Origin of the sequence: Paenibacillus mendelii (genome assembly GCF_024498075.1) — a bacterium.
GTDB lineage: Bacteria > Bacillota > Bacilli > Paenibacillales > Paenibacillaceae > Paenibacillus_Z > Paenibacillus_Z mendelii.
In genome coordinates this window covers 1-17,021 of sequence record NZ_JANHOF010000007.1, presented here as the reverse complement: position 1 = coordinate 17,021, position 17,021 = coordinate 1, and the positions used below count along the sequence as shown (strand labels likewise).

Below are 17,021 nucleotides of genomic sequence, written 5' to 3'. Positions count from 1 at the left end.
TTCCTTTTGTTGTTGTTCTGCCCAGCTAGATATAGGTTAATAATTGTTCGGCATTGCGTCTCATATCCTCCAGCCGATCCCTGAAGGCGCAGTAGGCGATATGGTCGAGTCCAATGTGAATGAGGCAGCAGCGGAGACGCTCCTCGAATTGCTCGGGCCAGCCTCCGTGCTTCTTCCAGTGACGGTCTAGAATTTCCTGCAAGTCAACCTCCTGCCACTGCGGATACCAAGGCCACCAGTAGAGAAACCAGGCATGATCATAGAGCGGATCGCCATAGAATGCATTTCCCCAGTCAATTACCCCGGTTAGCCTTCCCCCATCCACCAATACGTTTCGGTTCAAGAGATCGTTGTGGACGATCCCCCGCCGCTCCGGAAGCTGTGCCACGAGCTGACGCAGTTTTTCTACCCCGGCATCAAAGACCCTTGCCTCCCGGGGAAAGCCATCGAGCCGTTCGCGCCAGCCCGCTAACCGCTCCCTAGGCTCGGCCACGGAGAGCAGCTCGCTACCCCAGCTCGGACCGGTTCCATTCGGACGCCAGATCCCGACGCTCTGCGTATCTGTGAGGTCCCTTGTCTGAAGTTCGTACAGAGCCTCGAGCAATTGCGGCAGGACAAGCTGTATCTCAGGGCCGTTCAGCTCATCGAGATGCCTGCCCGGAACCCGCTCGGACACGGCGTAGAATCCGCTCTCCATCTCGCCAACCTCAAGAACTACCGGAATCGGCAGTGCGGGGGAAGAATACTTCCCCATCACCCGATCCTTCTCAAAGTCTTCCCGATAAGCGCCGAAGCGGATCACCCGGTCCTTCCCGTCGAGCGTTAAGGAATAGGCTTTCGACCAATCGCCGGCCGCGAAGGGCACAAGATGCTGAACGCGGTCACCGAAATGGGCTTTCACAAACCGGCTTGCCTTTTGCTTGAAATCTTCCACCCGCGTTACCTCCTTCAGAGTGCATTCGAGGGCAATCTGCAGCTTAGCCGATAGCTTGAACGTACACGCCGATAAGCTACTGCCCGGTAATCGTATATACGTTAGCGGAGCCTACCGGTGCCGCGTTAAAATAGGCGCTGTTCAGCGCAGCGCCGGGGAACTTAACCCCGTACGTAATGCCGCCTCCGCCATCCTTTACTCCGATAACCTCAACTACGCTAGGGATGGGAATATTGAGCACGATCGGCTTGTGAAAAATACCTGCGCTGTGGCAAGGACCCTTCCATCTACCTTCACCGTAACGACATCTCCATCCTCTGCAGCGAAATCCCAGATTAACATGCGGCTTGTGGACATATTCTTCTTCATCTGGATCTCGTAGTCTCTTGATTCCAATCCTGCTGAATCATCGGCTGCGGCCAGTACTGTACCGGCCTGTTCCGGAGCTGGCTCCATAATTATAGGACTGAACAGGCTGCTCCTGCCGTGACGCAGCTGAAGGAACTTCTTTTTTTTGCGATAAAGCCCTTTTCCTGGACCAATTGTACGATTTGATATTCTGGAAAAAGAAACTTTATCGTGTTCACGATGATTCTCCGGATCGTTCTCATACTTCCCGCTATCCCCCTGCAGCTGCATAACAATTCAAATTTACTATATTATACTATTCTCCCAAGACTTTTTGCTTATATCTATGAAAAAAACAAAGAGCGGATATCGCTTAATCAAACGCGCTTGTGCGCATAGAACGGTTTAATAAGCCTTAGACATACGAAATAGTCCCCTTCCTTGTACAGGTTGGGGACTATTTCTGGTTATATTATTCTCAATCAGGTGCCGCAGAAGGTCCGGTAAGGGCGTTCGGACTGCGCTGGCGGTTCGGCGTATTCAGCCTGTTCGGAAGTGTGCGCGTAGGGATTCGAAAGAACGGCAAGAAGCCGTTCCATCACGCTGTAGTCTTCTTGGTTCACCGCGGCTTCCAGCGCTTCCTCAACCCGGTGGTTGCGCGGGATGACCGCGGGATTGCTGCTGCGCATCAACTGATGCGAGGAGGCTTTCGTTTCCGGCTGCCTGCCTAGTCTCGCCTGCCACATCTCATGCCAATGGGTAAAGGCTGTGGTGCCGAACAGAGCCGTATCCTCCGGCTGATCAAACGTTAATGACCGGAAGGTATTGGTGTAGTCCGCGCGATGCTCCTTCATCATACGGAGAAGGTCTTCAATCAGGGCTTCATCGCTTTCCTCTTCATTGAAGAGTCCGAGCTTAGCCCTCATTCCCCCAAGCCAATGGCCATGGAACAGCCCGGAATATTCCGATATCGCATCCTCGGCCAGCTTGACCGCCTGTTCCTCGTCGTCATGCAGCAGCGGCAATAGGGCTTCAGCCAATCTCGCCAGATTCCACGCGCCAATATACGGCTGATTGCCATAGGCGTAACGGCCTTGACTATCTATGGAGCTGAACACGGTTTCCGGGTCGTAGGCATTCATGAAGGCGCAAGGTCCATAATCAATGGTTTCTCCGCTTATGGCCATGTTATCGGTGTTCATCACCCCATGAATAAAGCCGACAAGCTGCCACTTGGCAATCAACGCGGCCTGACGCTTGATGACTTCCCGAAGCAGGAAAAGATAGCGGTTCCCATCGGTGCCTGTATCGACTTCGGCGTCGATGTCTGGATAATGCCGCTGCAAAGCGTAATCAGCCAGTGCCCGAAGATCCTCGGAAGTGTCCCGCGTGGACGCGTATTGAAAGGTCCCGACACGCAGGTGACTCGCAGCCACGCGGGTCAGTATGGCGCCTGGCAGCTCGGCCTCGCGGAAGATAGCATCGCCGGTCGTCACAACCGCCAAGCTGCGGGTCGTAGCGATACCAAGCCCATGCATGGCTTCGCTGATGATATATTCGCGAAGCATCGGCCCAAGTGCCGCCCGCCCGTCACCTCTGCGGGAGTATGGCGTTCGGCCTGAGCCTTTCAGCTGAATGTCTACTCGATCGCCTTGAGGCGTGATCTGTTCGCCTAGCAGCAGGGCACGGCCGTCCCCCAACATGGTAAAATGCCCGAATTGATGACCTGCGTAGGCTTGAGCCAGCGGCTCAGCGCCTTCGGGAATCCGGTTGCCGGCAAGCACCGCTACGCCCTCATTGCTCCGCAGCTCTTGGATGTTTAATCCCAAGGATGCTGCCAGCGCATCATTGAGAACGATCAAGCTCGGTGCAGATGCAGGGGCTGGATGAAGGCTGGCGTAGAATGATTGCGGCAGACGGGCATAGCTGTTGTCTAAGTTCCATCCTGCTTCTATTGCTTTTCCATTTGTCATACTTATATCTCCTTAAACCATGACATTGTGATCGTTTGGGCTGCGTACCTATCTAAGCTAATCTAAGACAGCTCTATTGGAGTATGCTTTATTATACCAATAGAAATTTTGGAATATAAGATTATTATTCCCCTATTTACCCTAGAACTGTGCCGGTAAAGACCCCGGTACATGCGGATATGGAACTCGCCAACACCCTTCGATCGAGTCTTCACCGAACAAAGCGCGGTGTACTGGGAGAATCCGTTGGCAATGGGGGATTCTATTTTTGTAAGAACCCCGGTTCCATGAAGGTGGGATTGGGGTATTTGTAGAACCCTTCGCCCGTTGCCCGTCCGAGCTTCCCCTTGTCGATATAGGCCGATTTCAATAGCTGGGCCACCTTTTCAAACTCTTGATTACCTGTAGCCACCGCTTTCGCATGCCCGATATTATACGCCGTATTGATGCCCACCACGTCCAAGATGGCGAAAGGGCCCAGCGGCGCTCCCGTTGCGACCATCCATGTTTTATCGATCGTTTCCACGTCGGCGACTTCCTTGATCAAGAGCAGCTGGGCAGCTTCCAGTAGTGGCACCAACAAGGAGTTAAGAATATAGCCCGGCTGCTCTTTATGCAGTGGCAGAGCAACCATGCCGATGGCTTGAGCGAATTCGATCACTTCTTCGAACACTTTAGGATCCGTTCCCGGATGCTTCATAATTTCGGCCGTATTGTTTTTCCATATGATAATCCATGACCATTCTCCTTTTGTCATCTGCGATAGCCGTATGCATAGCGACCTGCTGCTCATGGGTGACATACTGAATTAAGATACCCTTTGCAGCGCAAACACATACTTCCACTCTGCTAGTGGCAATGGTACCCGCGTGGAATACCCTTGAGCGGAGCATTTGAAGAGGAATCTTACAAATAATGTCGAAGTGTAGGGTATGATGACGACAAGAAAAATATGGATCTTATCCGCGCTGTTCTTGGCCGTATTGACGGGGTTCCGTCTGTTATGGCTGCCATATAATTCGGTTACGGACTACCCGGTTGCGATTGACGGCGTTCTGGACTTGCGGGACTGGGATTCTCTAACCGATCATCCCCTTCCGCTTAGCGGTGAATGGGAGTTCTACCCTGGTATGCTCCGGTTTCAGAACGGGAAACCCCAGGCCGATACCCGCTCCTCGAGCAGATTCATAGAAGTTCCAGGCAATTGGGAATTTGACGATCGCCCACATGATAGCGACATGTATGGCTTCGGCACTTACCGCTTGAGGGTTCTGGTCGATCAAGGCAAAGGAACGTCCTACGGCATCCATATACCAACCGTCAAGAGCTCGTCGGAAGTCTATATCAACGGGCAGCTTCTCGGTCGTTCCGGTGAGCCGGCCGGCAGCAAAGATCGTTACACACCGCTGGACAATCCGTATACGGTGTACTTTCCTTTGGACGCGGGCGAGATTGAACTCGTTATCCAAGCTGCGAATTTCGACAACATTCTCAATGGCGGTATCGTTCGTCCGGTTAAATTCGGTCTGGAGAGCACGCTGAGAAAAGACTTAATTTTTGCCAGGGATATGGTCTGGGTGGCTTGCGTCGCTTACGCGATTCACGTTCTGTACGGCTTTGTATTATACCTGGTAGGAGGCCGGGACAGGAGACTGATCTACTACTCCCTGATGACGTTGTGCATTATTCTCGCGACGCTGTGGGATGGAGAACGACTATTGTTTACATGGGTTCCATTCACGTTTGAATGGGGATTGAAGATCATTTATCTCGTCATGCTCTCCGGGGGATACTTTCTTCATCAGTTGATGAAGGCCAAGCTTCCGCCATTGCTGCAAGGCCGAGCTTCACTGGCTTACGAGGTGATATGCGGTATTGCGGTCGTATCCGTCTTACTGCTGCCTTTACCTGTCGTGCTGGCTCTGCAAGGATTGTATTTCGCTTTGATGTTCATCCCCTGTCTTGTGACGTCGGTTGCGATGTACAGGTCGACAGCCCGAATCGACGGGAATAACATCTTCTTGCTTATGGCCGCAATAGCGGCGTTCAGCAGTATGACCTGGCTCGTCGTAATTAATATTGTCCAGATCGATATGGTCGCCTATCCGTTCGATCTCATTATTGCGATGATTTGCTTTTCGGCGTTTTGGTTCAAGCGCTATTTCCGAATGTCGGAGGAGGCCCATAAGCTGGCGGATACACTTCGGCAGGCGGACAAACAGAAAGATGAATTCCTGTCTACCGTTGCCCATGAACTGCGTAATCCGCTGCACGGCATGATTAACATCACGCAGTCGGTCTCGGAGAGAGAGCAGGGCAAGCTCGAGATGACGAGCACCCATGACTTGCAGCTGCTTGTGAATGTCGGCCGGCGCATGTCTTATATGCTGAACGATCTGCTGGATATGGCCCGATTGAAAGAGAACCGGATCAGCCTGAGCCTTGCGGGTATATCCGTACATGGCGTAGCTTCAAGCGTCATCGATATGCTTCGCTTTATGACGGAAGGCAAGCCGATCCAGCTGATCAACCGGGTACCGGTCAGCTTCCCGCTTGTCCACGCCGACGAGATCAGATTGAATCAAATCCTGTTCAATCTAGTGCACAACGCCATTAAATACTCCAATGCAGGCGTTGTTTCCATACAGGCCGACATCCAAGACGGATGGGCGAGCATTTCTGTTACCGACATGGGCATCGGGATAGATCCGGAAACGATGAACCGAATATTCGAGCCGTACGAGCAATCATCATCCGACGGGGCTTTGCTCAGAGGCGGATTCGGGCTGGGGCTCAACATATGCAAAAAGCTGGTCGATATGCATGGAGGAACTCTGGTGGTCCGTTCGAAGCCGAATAAGGGTTCTGTATTCACATTTACACTAAGACTTATCGCGGATGGGACTGTTGGTACGTGGGCGGCACCGCTGATAGCGGCAGCAGAGGAAGGTTACCGTGTAGCGGATGTCCAGACGGCTCCTTATGCCGAACCGGTTCAACCCTTGTCTTCAGAACGGATTCGATTGCTGGCCGTCGACGACGATCCGGTCAATCTGAATGTGCTGCGAACGATTTTTACTAATGACACTTATGAGGTATTCACGGCGACCAACGGGAAGGAAGCGCTCAAGCTGCTGGAATTCGGCGATTGGGATTTGATCATTTCTGATGTGATCATGCCGATCATGTCCGGTTATGAGCTGACTGCACGCATTCGGGAACGTTACTCCATCGCGGAGCTCCCCGTGCTTCTCTTGACGGCGGGCAATCGGGATAAGGACATTGAAGCGGGGTTTCGCTCCGGGGCCAATGATTACGTCACCAAGCCGGTAAACGCGACGGAGCTGCGATCTAGGGTCAGATCGTTGACGAACCTGAAGAAGTCGGTGAACGAACGATTGCGGATGGAAGCGGCCTTACTTCAAGCGCAAATCAAGCCTCATTTTATGATCAATACGTTTAATGCGGTTTCCGCGCTTAGCAAGATCGACACGGATGAAATGGATGAGCTGATCGAGGAATTGACCATTTATTTTAGGCTCGGCATCGATTTTCAGAATTCCGACCGGGCGGTGCCGCTTGACCGCGAGCTAAAACTCATCCGCTCCTACTTGTTTATCCAAAAGAAGCGCTTCGAAGACCGACTTCAGGTGGCATGGGAGGTTGACGATGGCGTGAGCATCTCCATTCCTCCTCTGACCATCCAGCCGCTTGTAGAAAACGCGGTTACGCATGGCCTATTAAAGCGGAATGAGGGCGGTGAAGTCCGGATTCGAATTACCGATCTCGGCCAGTTTGTCGAAATCTGCGTGTCCGATAATGGCATAGGAATCGATGAAGAAACGGTCAAGTATATCTTGGACAAACAGATTAACGGACGTTCAGGAGTCGGATTGATGAATACTGATCGGCGTTTAAAGCAATTCTGCGGCAGCGGGCTGAGAATTGAAAGCAGCGTAGATTCAGGAACCTCAGTCTCGTTCACCATTGCAAAAACAGCAGAAAGCTCTAAAATAACTTTTTCAAAACGGGAAATGGTACAAAAATAGGACTAAGCAACGGGCCCCCTTCCGCCACAAAGCGGAGGGGGTCTTTTGCTCGGATTCGTAGGCAGCGCAAGTCGAAAGCTCTTTTTAAAACGATCTAATCCGAATGCATGCTCACAGCTTAACGTTTTCATTGGTTTTAACGATGAATGCTTTAAACGGATCGACCTTGACTCCATTCAAATAAAAATGACCGAATGTAAAGTCAACATGCTGAGCATCGGAGGAACGTGATTCAATATGAATATGCGGAGCAGGGACTCCCTCTTCCGTATACACATAGATTTCATCATACGTAATATCGTGAGTCATGCCATAAACGGCATTCTTGCCTTCCGTCGAACCGAATTTATAGTTATCGCTAAAAATCAGATGAGGGACCCATATATTTTCACTCGGAGCGTAGACCTGATCGTCCGTATGCTGATAAATCGGCTCTCTTGCATCTGCTCGGTATTCAACTCTCAGGTTTGTAAATTTCACATTATGAATGGTAGCATAGCCACCGTTCTGAATGTCGATGGCCGCGAAGGAATTGTTGATGAGGTCGCAGTCCTCAAACGTAATGTTGTCATATTCCTCTGCCGCTGTCTCGATTCCAACCTCGCAGGTTCTGCCCCAGCTGCACCAGAGCACACAGTCACGCACATGAATATTGAATACATTTCTGCCGGCATACTTATCAATGCCTTTAAGCGTAATCACGTCATCAAACACGCGGATGAAGCAATTCTCGATTATTACATCGTTACTGTTAACTACATCTATTCCGTCCGTATTATACCGCCATTGTCCGATGATTTTGACTCCGGAAATCTTAACATTCTCGCAGGCAAAAAGATTGATGACCCAGATTGCAGAATTGCTAAGCACTACACCTTCAATTTCAATATTAGAGCTTTCGTAAAATTTGATATTCCCTTTCGTATACGTTTCATAACAATGTTCAAATAGGCGTTCCTCATGACTTCCATCCAGTACGCCGTGACCAAATATCTTCACATCGGTTACATTCTCACCGTAAAGTGAAGCGTATACAACCGCACCCTCATCAATATAAACCCGGTCACCACTTTTAAGTCTAATGAGTCCTGGACAATGAACGCCTGGGCCGAAATAATAGGTTGCTTGGTCTTTCTCACTATAGTTCTGCGGTTTGTTTATGAATATATGTAAAGGAAAATGCTCCCCATCGAGCTCAAGTACAACATATTTATTTTTCAGTGCCGCGCCGCCTTGAACCGTAAATCGTACAACCTGATTCTGTCTTGTATATTCGATGCGGCTATGTAGTGGTCTGATCACACATTTCTCAAAACTTCTCGCACATTCGATTTCAAAGGTTAACGTTTCGTCAGCTGTTAAATAGATATACGAAGCAAGCTCCGTCTGATCTTTAGCCCGTTGATATCCCGGCCAAGTTCTATTAAAAGGCATTGCTGAGACTCTTGTCTGCCTTACGGGACATTCAAGACCGTTTACGTTCACTTTAAAATCATCGGAGAGATATTTGCTTTCATTTGGCAAATTCGGTACCTCGGATATGTGGATCATTGGACCACCCCACTATGTGAATTTATGGTTTTGCAAGGTAATTATAGTAAGCTATTCATATAAAATCAACATTGCTGCCGGGGTGGTCACACGTCCCATATTAAGCCAGTGAGTGCTGAACCGACGGTCTCTTACATTCGGAGTATAGGAATCGCGCGATTGACACCTTCATGGAGCCGCATGGCTCATTCTATTGGTAACCCCTTAGCAGCCGTACAATCCTGCTGAAAGGCCAAGCTCTGAGCGAGTAATCATAATTCTGCTTATCCCGATTTTCAATATTCAAGAAAATCCCAGCCTTGTTCGTTACAGGGTGATGAGCTGCGCTCTCGAACGAATCGGAGATCAAACACGGAAATTGGGCGGCAAATTCATTTAACGCTTTGACAGTACGATTAGATAAACGATTCCTCCTTGAAGAAGTGCTTCAGGATAACCATCCTCATCGACTTGTCTTAAAAAATCTAAAGACTCCTCCTTCAGCGACGTAAATATGCCGCCGATCCAGCTTGTGCAAATTCCCTGCAGATGGGCTGGGGCTCGCATGATAGAGCAGACAATCTGTTCTTTCTGCTACGATTTCAGTGTAATTGTTCATGAGCATGGTTTGAATTCCTGCAAAGGATTCATTCTCCTCCTGTTTCGATACCCCAGTCTTATGGAAAGTATAGAAAACTACTTAGCAAAAAACAACGGGACTTAGGGCTTACAAGCTATAGATTTATCAGCACCCAAGCCATGAAGCTATAATGTCGCATCTGTATAAATTGACTCTATTGCATAGACTTAACTTTTACATTGAATTAAACTTAGAGGGTAGGATTACTTTTCCATCCCCCGATTAGGGATGAACAGCGAGGTGTATACCGATGACTGCTATTATTGTGATTCTCGTCGTTTGCTCCCTTCTTACGGCGTCATGGACGGTCACGAAGGTTGTCAGGGGCATTCGTGTCCACAACGAACGAAACTTGCAGCGCAAGGCGATTCTCGCGGACGGCACGCCCGCACAAGCGGTAATCAACTCGATCCAACAAACGAACGCGCAAATGGACGATCAGCCGGAGGTATTGCTCGATCTGACCATTACGAAGCAGGATGGCGAGGTTGTCCATACCGTGGTAAAGACCTTCATCCCGATCGTACATATTCCTATGTTTCAAAAAGGCTGCACCATAGAAGTGAAGTATATGATGATAGACAACGAGCAAAAATTCGAGGTAGTCGGAACCTATTTGCCTTAAGAAGGGATTGCCTGTTAGGCATCTCCTGAAGTCCTCCTGCTGGAAGCGAAACAATAGAAGTCAATCAAACAGGCCGCCTGCAAGGGCGGCCCTGTTTATATTCAGCGCATGTTTAGTTCTGGTCGTACCCTTATATCATTCGTACAATTTTGCTGAAGGGCCATACTCGATCCGAGTAATCATAATTCTGTTTATCCCGATTCTCAATATTAAAGAAAATCCCGGCCCTATTCGATATTCATCAACCCGCGCTAAATTATGGAAATTTTCCAAGGGATTCGTTCCAGCTTAATATGCCTATTGAAGCGTTTGTCGGCAGGAATGCCCTCACACGTGTTGAATATTGCATAGACGTTCAACATAAAAGGGAGATGTTCTTGGAATGAGTGCTTATGATGTTCATATCGGCAAGCTGATCAGCGGAAGACGAGACTTGGAAGGCGGCGGAAGCTATTTCCTCTGCACACCCGATAAGAAAATCGTTGAGATGGATTCGCTCAGCTCGATTGACGGTATCGTTGTGAGCGCCACAGATGTTGAGGACGCCTTGTACGAGTTTTGCATAGCTGCTTTGGATGTTTACGCCGCGGAGGGAAACAACAAGGATGTCTATACCTTTTCCATTTATACCGATACGTATCACGGCAGCTACGTCATATACATCAACAATCTGGAAGGTTTGAACCACAGTGTGGAGGAAGCCCTTGACTATGATCGTCAGCAGGATCTGGATAGTGGTGATGATCACGATACACTGGCCCGCGAGCAGCTCTATGAGGAATTCAAATACGCAGAGGCTGACTACGCTTTTATGTATGAACAAATGCCTGAGCGGCTTGAGAAGTGGCTGAGCATTTTCTCCTGCATCTGCATGGAGGAGCCCCGCTATCTCGCTATCGAGCAAAACTATATATTCGAGAAACAGCTCCTCGACTCCCAGCTTTTCCTGATTGCCATCGATGTGATCCATCGCCTGCAGCATGATCTCCAGCGACTCCACCGGACCGATGATTTCATTGCCTACGTCTCTGCGGCGGATGGCGTCGGAGGTGATTTTTTGACTACCAGTCAGCTGCTTCGAAGATGCCTCAGCGAGGAACAGCTATAAAAGGCGATGCCTGATGTACAAGAGAAGGACCAGGATTTCCAGGCGGCCGTAAACGCGGTGCAGCAGAAGCCTCTCTATGAGCAGGTTCTGCATTGGGTAACAGTCATAGAGCAGGGAGAGTTCGGCGAGGGCAGTCCGAAAAGCTTCTGGAAAACCGACTACGAAGCGTACGAGCAATTGATCGGACTCGGCGAACCGGCTGTCCCCTACATCCATGAGCATTATTTGAATGGCGAGCTTAAGCCGGATACGAAGCTGATATTGGAGACGGTGCTGCGCGACTTGGGAGCTTTCCCACCGGAGATTCGTTTATGATAGATCATTCAGGAAACAGGAGGCGTATTCATGTATATTGTATCTCAGCCAAAGCCGCCATCTGAGGACCGGATCCAAGCGCTTACGACAATAGACGCTATATCTTTCCCACCGGGCTACCTCCGTTTTTTGCGGCGATTCGGAGAAGGGACTTATAGAGGGTGGATGAATGTCCAATTACCGGATACCGAGGTGCTTAAGCCTTTTGCCGAGTACGATTTATGGGAGCATGACGCTGATAGCCCGATTACACAGCAGCAGATCGGCGAGTGTATCGCGATAGGCACAACGGTGGACGGTGATTTTCTGGCGGTGCATCCCCAGACGGCTCAACTTCTCTGGCTGCCTCGGCATGATGAGTACTTGAAGGCGGTTTCGCTGCAGGAGCGGACGCAGGAAGACGACGGGATGTACGCCATGGTGCTGGACGAAATTTATCGTCAGGTGTACGGAAGCGACCAGGAGGACGCCGTTTATTATGAACCTTGGACGGGTTCCCGGAGCCATCTCTTTTTGCGTTTGCCGCCAGGGCGGAATCAGCTTTCGCTCCCGGAGCTGGCCGGCATGTGCCGCGCGGCTTATCCGCCCGATCTGTCCGTTGAAACTCCATATACTTGCCACCTGTTCTACCGGCAGCTGGGCGGCTATGTAAGATTGAATTATGCCAACCAGCAAGAGGTCGCCATCGTGTATGAGCATGATGCACAACAGGCGTTCGACAATATGGAGCAATGGCTCTTGTCGAACGGGTGCGAGCCGTACTCATCCGCCCAATGAAACAGTCTGATTCCCTAACCCCGGAAGGCACCAATAACAAAAGATTGCGGGCAAAGCTAAACGGCCTTTCGTCCATGGAATTCAGGACGAAGGCCGTTTATTTAAGACTTATATATACGTTCTACTTAACGGGCTGCAGTTCACGGTGTAGACCGAGCGTCCGCGCGGTTGAATTATGAATTTCGTGGATAAGGTCTGGATTCTTCAACAGTGGCACGCCATATGAAGGAATCATTTTCTTAAGTTTCGGTTCCCACGCTTTGATATGCTGCGGGAAGCATTTGTTTATGACCTCGAGCATGACGGAAACGGCGGTAGAAGCACCCGGAGAAGCGCCGAGCAATGCGGCTATCGATCCATCAGCGGCACTAACAACCTCCGTACCAAATTGAAGCGTTCCTTTGCCGCCGGCTGTCGTATCCTTGATAACCTGCACACGTTGGCCCGCTACTACCAAATCCCAATCCTCGCTTTTGGCGGTCGGGATAAACTCCCGTAGCTCTTCCATGCGCTTTTCTTTAGATAGCATCACTTGTCCGATCAGGTATTTGGTTAATGAAACGTTCTTGGCGCCTGCCGCCAACATCGTGACGAGATTATCCGGCTTTATAGATGTTATCAAATCAAACATAGAACCGGTTTTTAAAAACTTTGGTGAGAAGCCGGCAAATGGACCAAAGAGCAGCGATTTTTTATTATCGATAAATCTTGTGTCCAGATGCGGAACGGACATCGGAGGAGCACCAACTTTAGCTTTGCCGTATACTTTTGCATGATGCTGTGCGACTATATCCGGATTTTTACATACCATAAATATTCCGCTTACCGGGAATCCTCCCATATGCTTTCCTTCAGGAATACCGGATTTCTGCAGTAAATGCAGGCTGCCTCCACCACCGCCGATAAAGACGAATTTGGCATGATGGCGTTCGACGTTACCGCTATCCACATTGCGTACTTTCAATTCCCACGAGCCATCGCTTGCACGTTTAATATTATCCACGCTATGCTTGTATTTTATATCGACGCTTTTACTCTTTAAGTGGTTAAACAATGCACGCGTTAAAGCGCCAAAGTTGACATCCGTACCAGAGTCGATTTTTGTTGCCGCTATCGCTTCATCCGCTGCACGGTCTTGCATAATAAGCGGAATCCATTCCTTCAGTTTTCCCGGGTTATCGGAAAATTCCATCCCTTTGAACAATGGATTGTTAGACAAGGCTTCATAACGTTTTTTCAAAAACGATACATTTTGTTCCCCTTGTACTAAACTCATATGAGGCAGTGGCATAATAAATTCCTGCGGATTACGGATCAGCTTGCTGTTTACAAGATGAGACCAGAACTGCATGGAAACCTGAAACTGTTCATTAATTTGAATGGCTTTACTAATATCTATGGATCCGTCCGGTTTTTCGACGGTGTAGTTAAGCTCGCATAGTGCCGCATGCCCAGTCCCTGCATTATTCCATTCGTTAGAGCTTTCCTCTCCTGCGTTTGCGAGCTTCTCAAACACTGTGATTTTCCAATCCGGTACTAGTTCTTTCAGCAGTGCCCCTAATGTCGCACTCATGATTCCGGCACCAATTAAGATAACGTCTGTTTTGGTTTGTCTGTTACTCATTTTTACCGTCCTTACACGCTATTATTTGAAGAAAAGATGAAGGCGCTCTTGCCTGCTTAGACTCCCAGGAGACCTAGTCATACATCTTTTCTGGATCAACTATAAACGGATCGTCGTATATCACAATTCTTGATAGATTAGCTATCTACTATTATATGATAGTTGTAAGCTATTTAAAAGCCGTTAAATTTTAGTGATAACCCCTGTTGCAGTTAAGAAGTGACACCCCCTCCACAAAAACCCTTGGCATACACAAAAACCAAGGTCTTCACCCAGCTGCTTGCTAGGATTAAGGCCTTGATTTGCTGTTTCCAATAATCCGTAAAGAAGCCTTGATTGTCCAACTCCCCGCCCTATGCTACTCTGGATAGCAAGTACACGGAAGCCCAAGGAGACAATATTAATATGAAATCAAAACGAGCGATAATCGAAAGGAGAAATGCCGAGAGGCGATCACGCCGGGAGCAGGAAAAGAACCCGCCTAGTCTATTCTCCAAGCTATTCGACCGGATATGGAAATTCGTACAGGTGTTGTTTATTCTCTCTCTCTTCGTTGCCGCCCTCTACCCTGCGTTTATGGATCCGATCCCTGGACCGGGAGGCACAGACCTGATCCCTTACGCTGCTGAACGGATGGCTACCTTTTTGCTTTTCGGTATCCTGGCCACTGCCTGCGTGGTGGGAACGCGGATTCTCTTTAAGCGAACGGCCGACTCTCCCCGCAAGGCTCGCAAGAAATCGGATAGTCGATGGATGCCAATCATGAAATTCGCTTTACTTCTGTTCTTTGTCCTCGTTTTTGCTTTTGCAGCAATCATCTGCTGGGCCCAGCTGAAGGCTCTGGCTGAAGTATGGCAGTTCTTGCTTTGATCTCGGCCACTTGGTGGTAGGGAGCGGCGTAATGGGTTGCGAAGGACACAGCAAAAACCAAGGCCTTCACCTAGCTGCTTACTAGGATTATGCCTTGGTTTGCCGATTCCAATGAATAACCGCCCATAGAGTGTCAATGCGCTTCCAATAAACAGCTGTTACTACGTGTAAATAATGGTTACAGCACTTCCATCCGATGTAGCCTCAATCGTTTGTGAGTAGATCCCTGCGTTATTCTTGACGTTGATTTGGAAGTTCATCACGCCAGATGGATCTGTACCATCGAGAACATAAGTGGCCGTGTTGGTCCATACTGCGCCGCTCTGAATCGATGTGAATGTTGCAGGATTTCCACCGTTGATTTTGAAATTGCCCAGCTTCGATACTTCCTCGGTCGTTGTGAACGTCAGGGTCACGGTATCCCCTACCATTGCTTCCGAGGGATTAGCGTTATTGGATACGATCTGAACATTATTCACCTGGACTGGCGCTGCCACAGGGGCAACAACCGTTACCGAACTTCCATCCGACGTAGCTTCAATCGTTTGTGAGTAGATCCCTGCGTTGTTCTTGACATTAATTTGGAAGTTCATTGCGCCAAGCGGATCTGTACCATCAAGGACATAAGTGGCCGTGTTGGTCCATACTGCACCACTTTGAACCGATGCGATTGTTGCAGGATTTCCACCGTTGATTTTGAAATTGCCCAGCTTCGATACTTCCTCGGTCGTTGTGAACGTCAGGGTCACGGTATCCCCTACCATTGCTTCCGAGGGATTAGCGTTATTGGATACGATCTGAACATTATTCACCTGGACTGGCGCTGCCACAGGAGCAACAACCGTTACAGCACTTCCATCCGACGTAGCTTCAATCGTCTGTGAGTAGATCCCTGCGTTGTTCTTGACGTTGATTTGGAAGTTCATTGCGCCAAGCGGATCTGTACCATCAAGGACATAAGTAGCCGTGTTGGTCCATACTGTACCGCTCTGAATCGATGTGAATGTTGCAGGATTCCCACCGTTGATTTTGAAATTGCCCAGCTTCGATACTTCCTCGGTCGTTGTGAACGTCAGGGTCACGGTATCCCCAACCGTTGCTTCCGAGGGATTCGTGTTGTTGGATGAAATATTAACATTCGTTACGGCCACTGGCTTAGTGACAGGCGGTGTCACCGGTGGTGTTACTGGCGGCGTCACCGGTGGTGTCACTGGTGGTGTCACCGGCGGCGTCACTGGCGGCGTTACTGGTGGTGTCTCCGATTCTTTTATTTCGTCAACCGTTTTCATGAAGTTAACGATCATAACCGCAGCATCCTCGCGGGTTGTGTTTCCTTGGGGATTGAACGTTCCGTTAGGGTAACCTCTGATCACACCGTATTTAAACGCTAATGTTACATATTCCATAGCCCAAGCTGAAATTTTATCGGCATCCTGGAAGTCTAGCTTGGCGCCAGTGACATCAAGCTCACCCTGAGATTTCAAGAAAAGGACAATAACGTTGACGGCAGTTTCGCGGGTGAGCACTTCTTTCGGACCAAATTTGCCTGCGTCTGCATTGTCGATGATCCCGGCATCAACAGCTGCATCAATGTACGGGGCAGCCCAGCCTTTAACATCTTTAAAATAGGCCGATACAAGCTTCGTACTGTCAACCTTAAGCCCCGTAGCCTTGACCATCAATTTAACTAACTGTTCGCGGGTCAATTCACCCTTCGGAGCAAAGAGGGTCGCGTCTACCCCGTTAATAATTCCTCCAGCTACTAGCTTCTGGATGGCGTCTTTTGCATATGAATTGCCAATGTCGGAGAATATATGTGATGATGCGGCAGCAAAACTACTGTTTACCGTCCCAAAGGTGCCTAGTACGAGTGCGGTAGATAACGCGATAGATATGATCTTTTTGTTCATTGTCTTATATTTCCCTCCGTTATGTATAGCTGCTTTAATAAGAATAATCGATCAGATCATGTATTCTAGGGTCTAGCCTCCTTTATCTCTTATGATGGACGTTCGGAAGCAAACGATATTTTGCAAAAGGAAGATAACATCCTTCCTTGCATACTATCAGAACACAATGAAAGGATTATGAAAGAAACTTACCTTGCTAGATCCGCTAACTAAGACAGTTCCCATATAACCCTCAAATTCAGAAAGACCGCCCATCGGGACTGTTGACAAACGATCCAATTTAATAGGTTTTTGAAGGGCCGTGTAGAATTAGTTTCT

Annotated in this window: 12 protein-coding genes and 1 pseudogene; 6 read left to right on the top strand and 7 right to left on the bottom strand. The window is 49.1% G+C overall.

The annotated features are described in order from the left end of the window. Positions 1–25: 25 nt before the first annotated feature. The 4 genes and pseudogenes from NNL21_RS21285 to NNL21_RS21270 form a co-directional block, all read right to left on the bottom strand. Entirely contained in the window at positions 26–934 is a 909-nt protein-coding gene (locus NNL21_RS21285) for a phosphotransferase family protein (protein WP_204820423.1), read from the bottom strand. Between the two features lie 76 nt (positions 935–1,010). Further along, entirely contained in the window at positions 1,011–1,175 is a 165-nt protein-coding gene (locus NNL21_RS21280; protein WP_256555380.1) for a hypothetical protein, read from the bottom strand. Between the two features lie 589 nt (positions 1,176–1,764). After that, entirely contained in the window at positions 1,765–3,255 is a 1,491-nt protein-coding gene (locus tag NNL21_RS21275) for a protein adenylyltransferase SelO (protein ID WP_204820424.1), read from the bottom strand. A gap of 262 nt (positions 3,256–3,517) precedes the next feature. Continuing rightward, a pseudogene (locus tag NNL21_RS21270) lies at positions 3,518–3,982 on the bottom strand (3-hydroxyacyl-CoA dehydrogenase family protein); the annotation flags it as partial. A 205-nt stretch (positions 3,983–4,187) separates the two neighbouring features. On the opposite strand from NNL21_RS21270, the gene NNL21_RS21265 reads away from it, so the two are divergent. Beyond that, positions 4,188–7,304 carry an ATP-binding protein gene (locus tag NNL21_RS21265; protein WP_256555379.1) on the top strand — a complete coding sequence of 1,039 codons (3,117 nt, stop codon included), beginning with the start codon at positions 4,188–4,190 and terminating at the stop codon, positions 7,302–7,304. A 111-nt stretch (positions 7,305–7,415) separates the two neighbouring features. Here NNL21_RS21265 and NNL21_RS21260 read toward each other — a convergent pair whose 3' ends face one another. Then, positions 7,416–8,738, bottom strand: coding sequence for a glycosyl hydrolase family 28 protein (locus NNL21_RS21260; RefSeq protein WP_204820425.1), 1,323 nt, complete (start codon positions 8,736–8,738; stop codon positions 7,416–7,418). A gap of 986 nt (positions 8,739–9,724) precedes the next feature. Between NNL21_RS21260 and NNL21_RS21255 the strand changes: the two genes are divergently transcribed. The 4 genes from NNL21_RS21255 (at position 9,725) to NNL21_RS21240 (ending at position 12,299) form a co-directional block, all read left to right on the top strand. After that, complete coding sequence (locus tag NNL21_RS21255) at positions 9,725–10,099, top strand: hypothetical protein (protein ID WP_204820426.1); 375 nt, start codon at positions 9,725–9,727, stop codon at positions 10,097–10,099. A gap of 382 nt (positions 10,100–10,481) precedes the next feature. Next, positions 10,482–11,207 carry a hypothetical protein gene (locus tag NNL21_RS21250; RefSeq protein WP_204820427.1) on the top strand — a complete coding sequence of 242 codons (726 nt, stop codon included), beginning with the start codon at positions 10,482–10,484 and terminating at the stop codon, positions 11,205–11,207. Between the two features lie 6 nt (positions 11,208–11,213). Further along, a complete protein-coding gene (locus tag NNL21_RS21245; protein WP_204820428.1) occupies positions 11,214–11,522 on the top strand; it encodes a hypothetical protein in 309 nt (102 codons plus the stop codon). Between the two features lie 30 nt (positions 11,523–11,552). Next, positions 11,553–12,299: a hypothetical protein gene (locus NNL21_RS21240; RefSeq protein ID WP_204820429.1), complete on the top strand. Its 747-nt coding sequence runs from the start codon at positions 11,553–11,555 to the stop codon at positions 12,297–12,299. A 121-nt stretch (positions 12,300–12,420) separates the two neighbouring features. Here the strand turns inward: NNL21_RS21240 and NNL21_RS21235 are convergent, their stop codons facing one another. Then, positions 12,421–13,923: a malate:quinone oxidoreductase gene (locus NNL21_RS21235; protein ID WP_204820430.1), complete on the bottom strand. Its 1,503-nt coding sequence runs from the start codon at positions 13,921–13,923 to the stop codon at positions 12,421–12,423. Positions 13,924–14,328: 405 nt separating this feature from the next. Between NNL21_RS21235 and NNL21_RS21230 the strand changes: the two genes are divergently transcribed. Next, complete coding sequence (locus tag NNL21_RS21230; protein ID WP_204820431.1) at positions 14,329–14,793, top strand: hypothetical protein; 465 nt, start codon at positions 14,329–14,331, stop codon at positions 14,791–14,793. Positions 14,794–14,954: 161 nt separating this feature from the next. Here the strand turns inward: NNL21_RS21230 and NNL21_RS21225 are convergent, their stop codons facing one another. After that, entirely contained in the window at positions 14,955–16,703 is a 1,749-nt protein-coding gene (locus NNL21_RS21225) for an S-layer homology domain-containing protein (RefSeq protein WP_256555378.1), read from the bottom strand. Between the last annotated feature and the right edge of the window lie 318 nt (positions 16,704–17,021).

Excerpts from the sequence above, each read along its gene's own strand:
- NNL21_RS21275 (WP_204820424.1), bottom strand. The coding sequence starts at position 3,255 with ATGACAAATGGAAAAGCAATAGAAGCAGGATGGAACTTAGACAACAGC.
- NNL21_RS21265 (WP_256555379.1), top strand. The coding sequence starts at position 4,188 with ATGATGACGACAAGAAAAATATGGATCTTATCCGCGCTGTTCTTGGCC.
- NNL21_RS21260 (WP_204820425.1), bottom strand. The coding sequence starts at position 8,738 with ATGCCTTTTAATAGAACTTGGCCGGGATATCAACGGGCTAAAGATCAG.
- NNL21_RS21255 (WP_204820426.1), top strand. The coding sequence starts at position 9,725 with ATGACTGCTATTATTGTGATTCTCGTCGTTTGCTCCCTTCTTACGGCG.
- NNL21_RS21250 (WP_204820427.1), top strand. The coding sequence starts at position 10,482 with ATGAGTGCTTATGATGTTCATATCGGCAAGCTGATCAGCGGAAGACGA.
- NNL21_RS21245 (WP_204820428.1), top strand. The coding sequence starts at position 11,214 with ATGCCTGATGTACAAGAGAAGGACCAGGATTTCCAGGCGGCCGTAAAC.
- NNL21_RS21240 (WP_204820429.1), top strand. The coding sequence starts at position 11,553 with ATGTATATTGTATCTCAGCCAAAGCCGCCATCTGAGGACCGGATCCAA.
- NNL21_RS21235 (WP_204820430.1), bottom strand. The coding sequence starts at position 13,923 with ATGAGTAACAGACAAACCAAAACAGACGTTATCTTAATTGGTGCCGGA.
- NNL21_RS21230 (WP_204820431.1), top strand. The coding sequence starts at position 14,329 with ATGAAATCAAAACGAGCGATAATCGAAAGGAGAAATGCCGAGAGGCGA.
- NNL21_RS21225 (WP_256555378.1), bottom strand. The coding sequence starts at position 16,703 with ATGAACAAAAAGATCATATCTATCGCGTTATCTACCGCACTCGTACTA.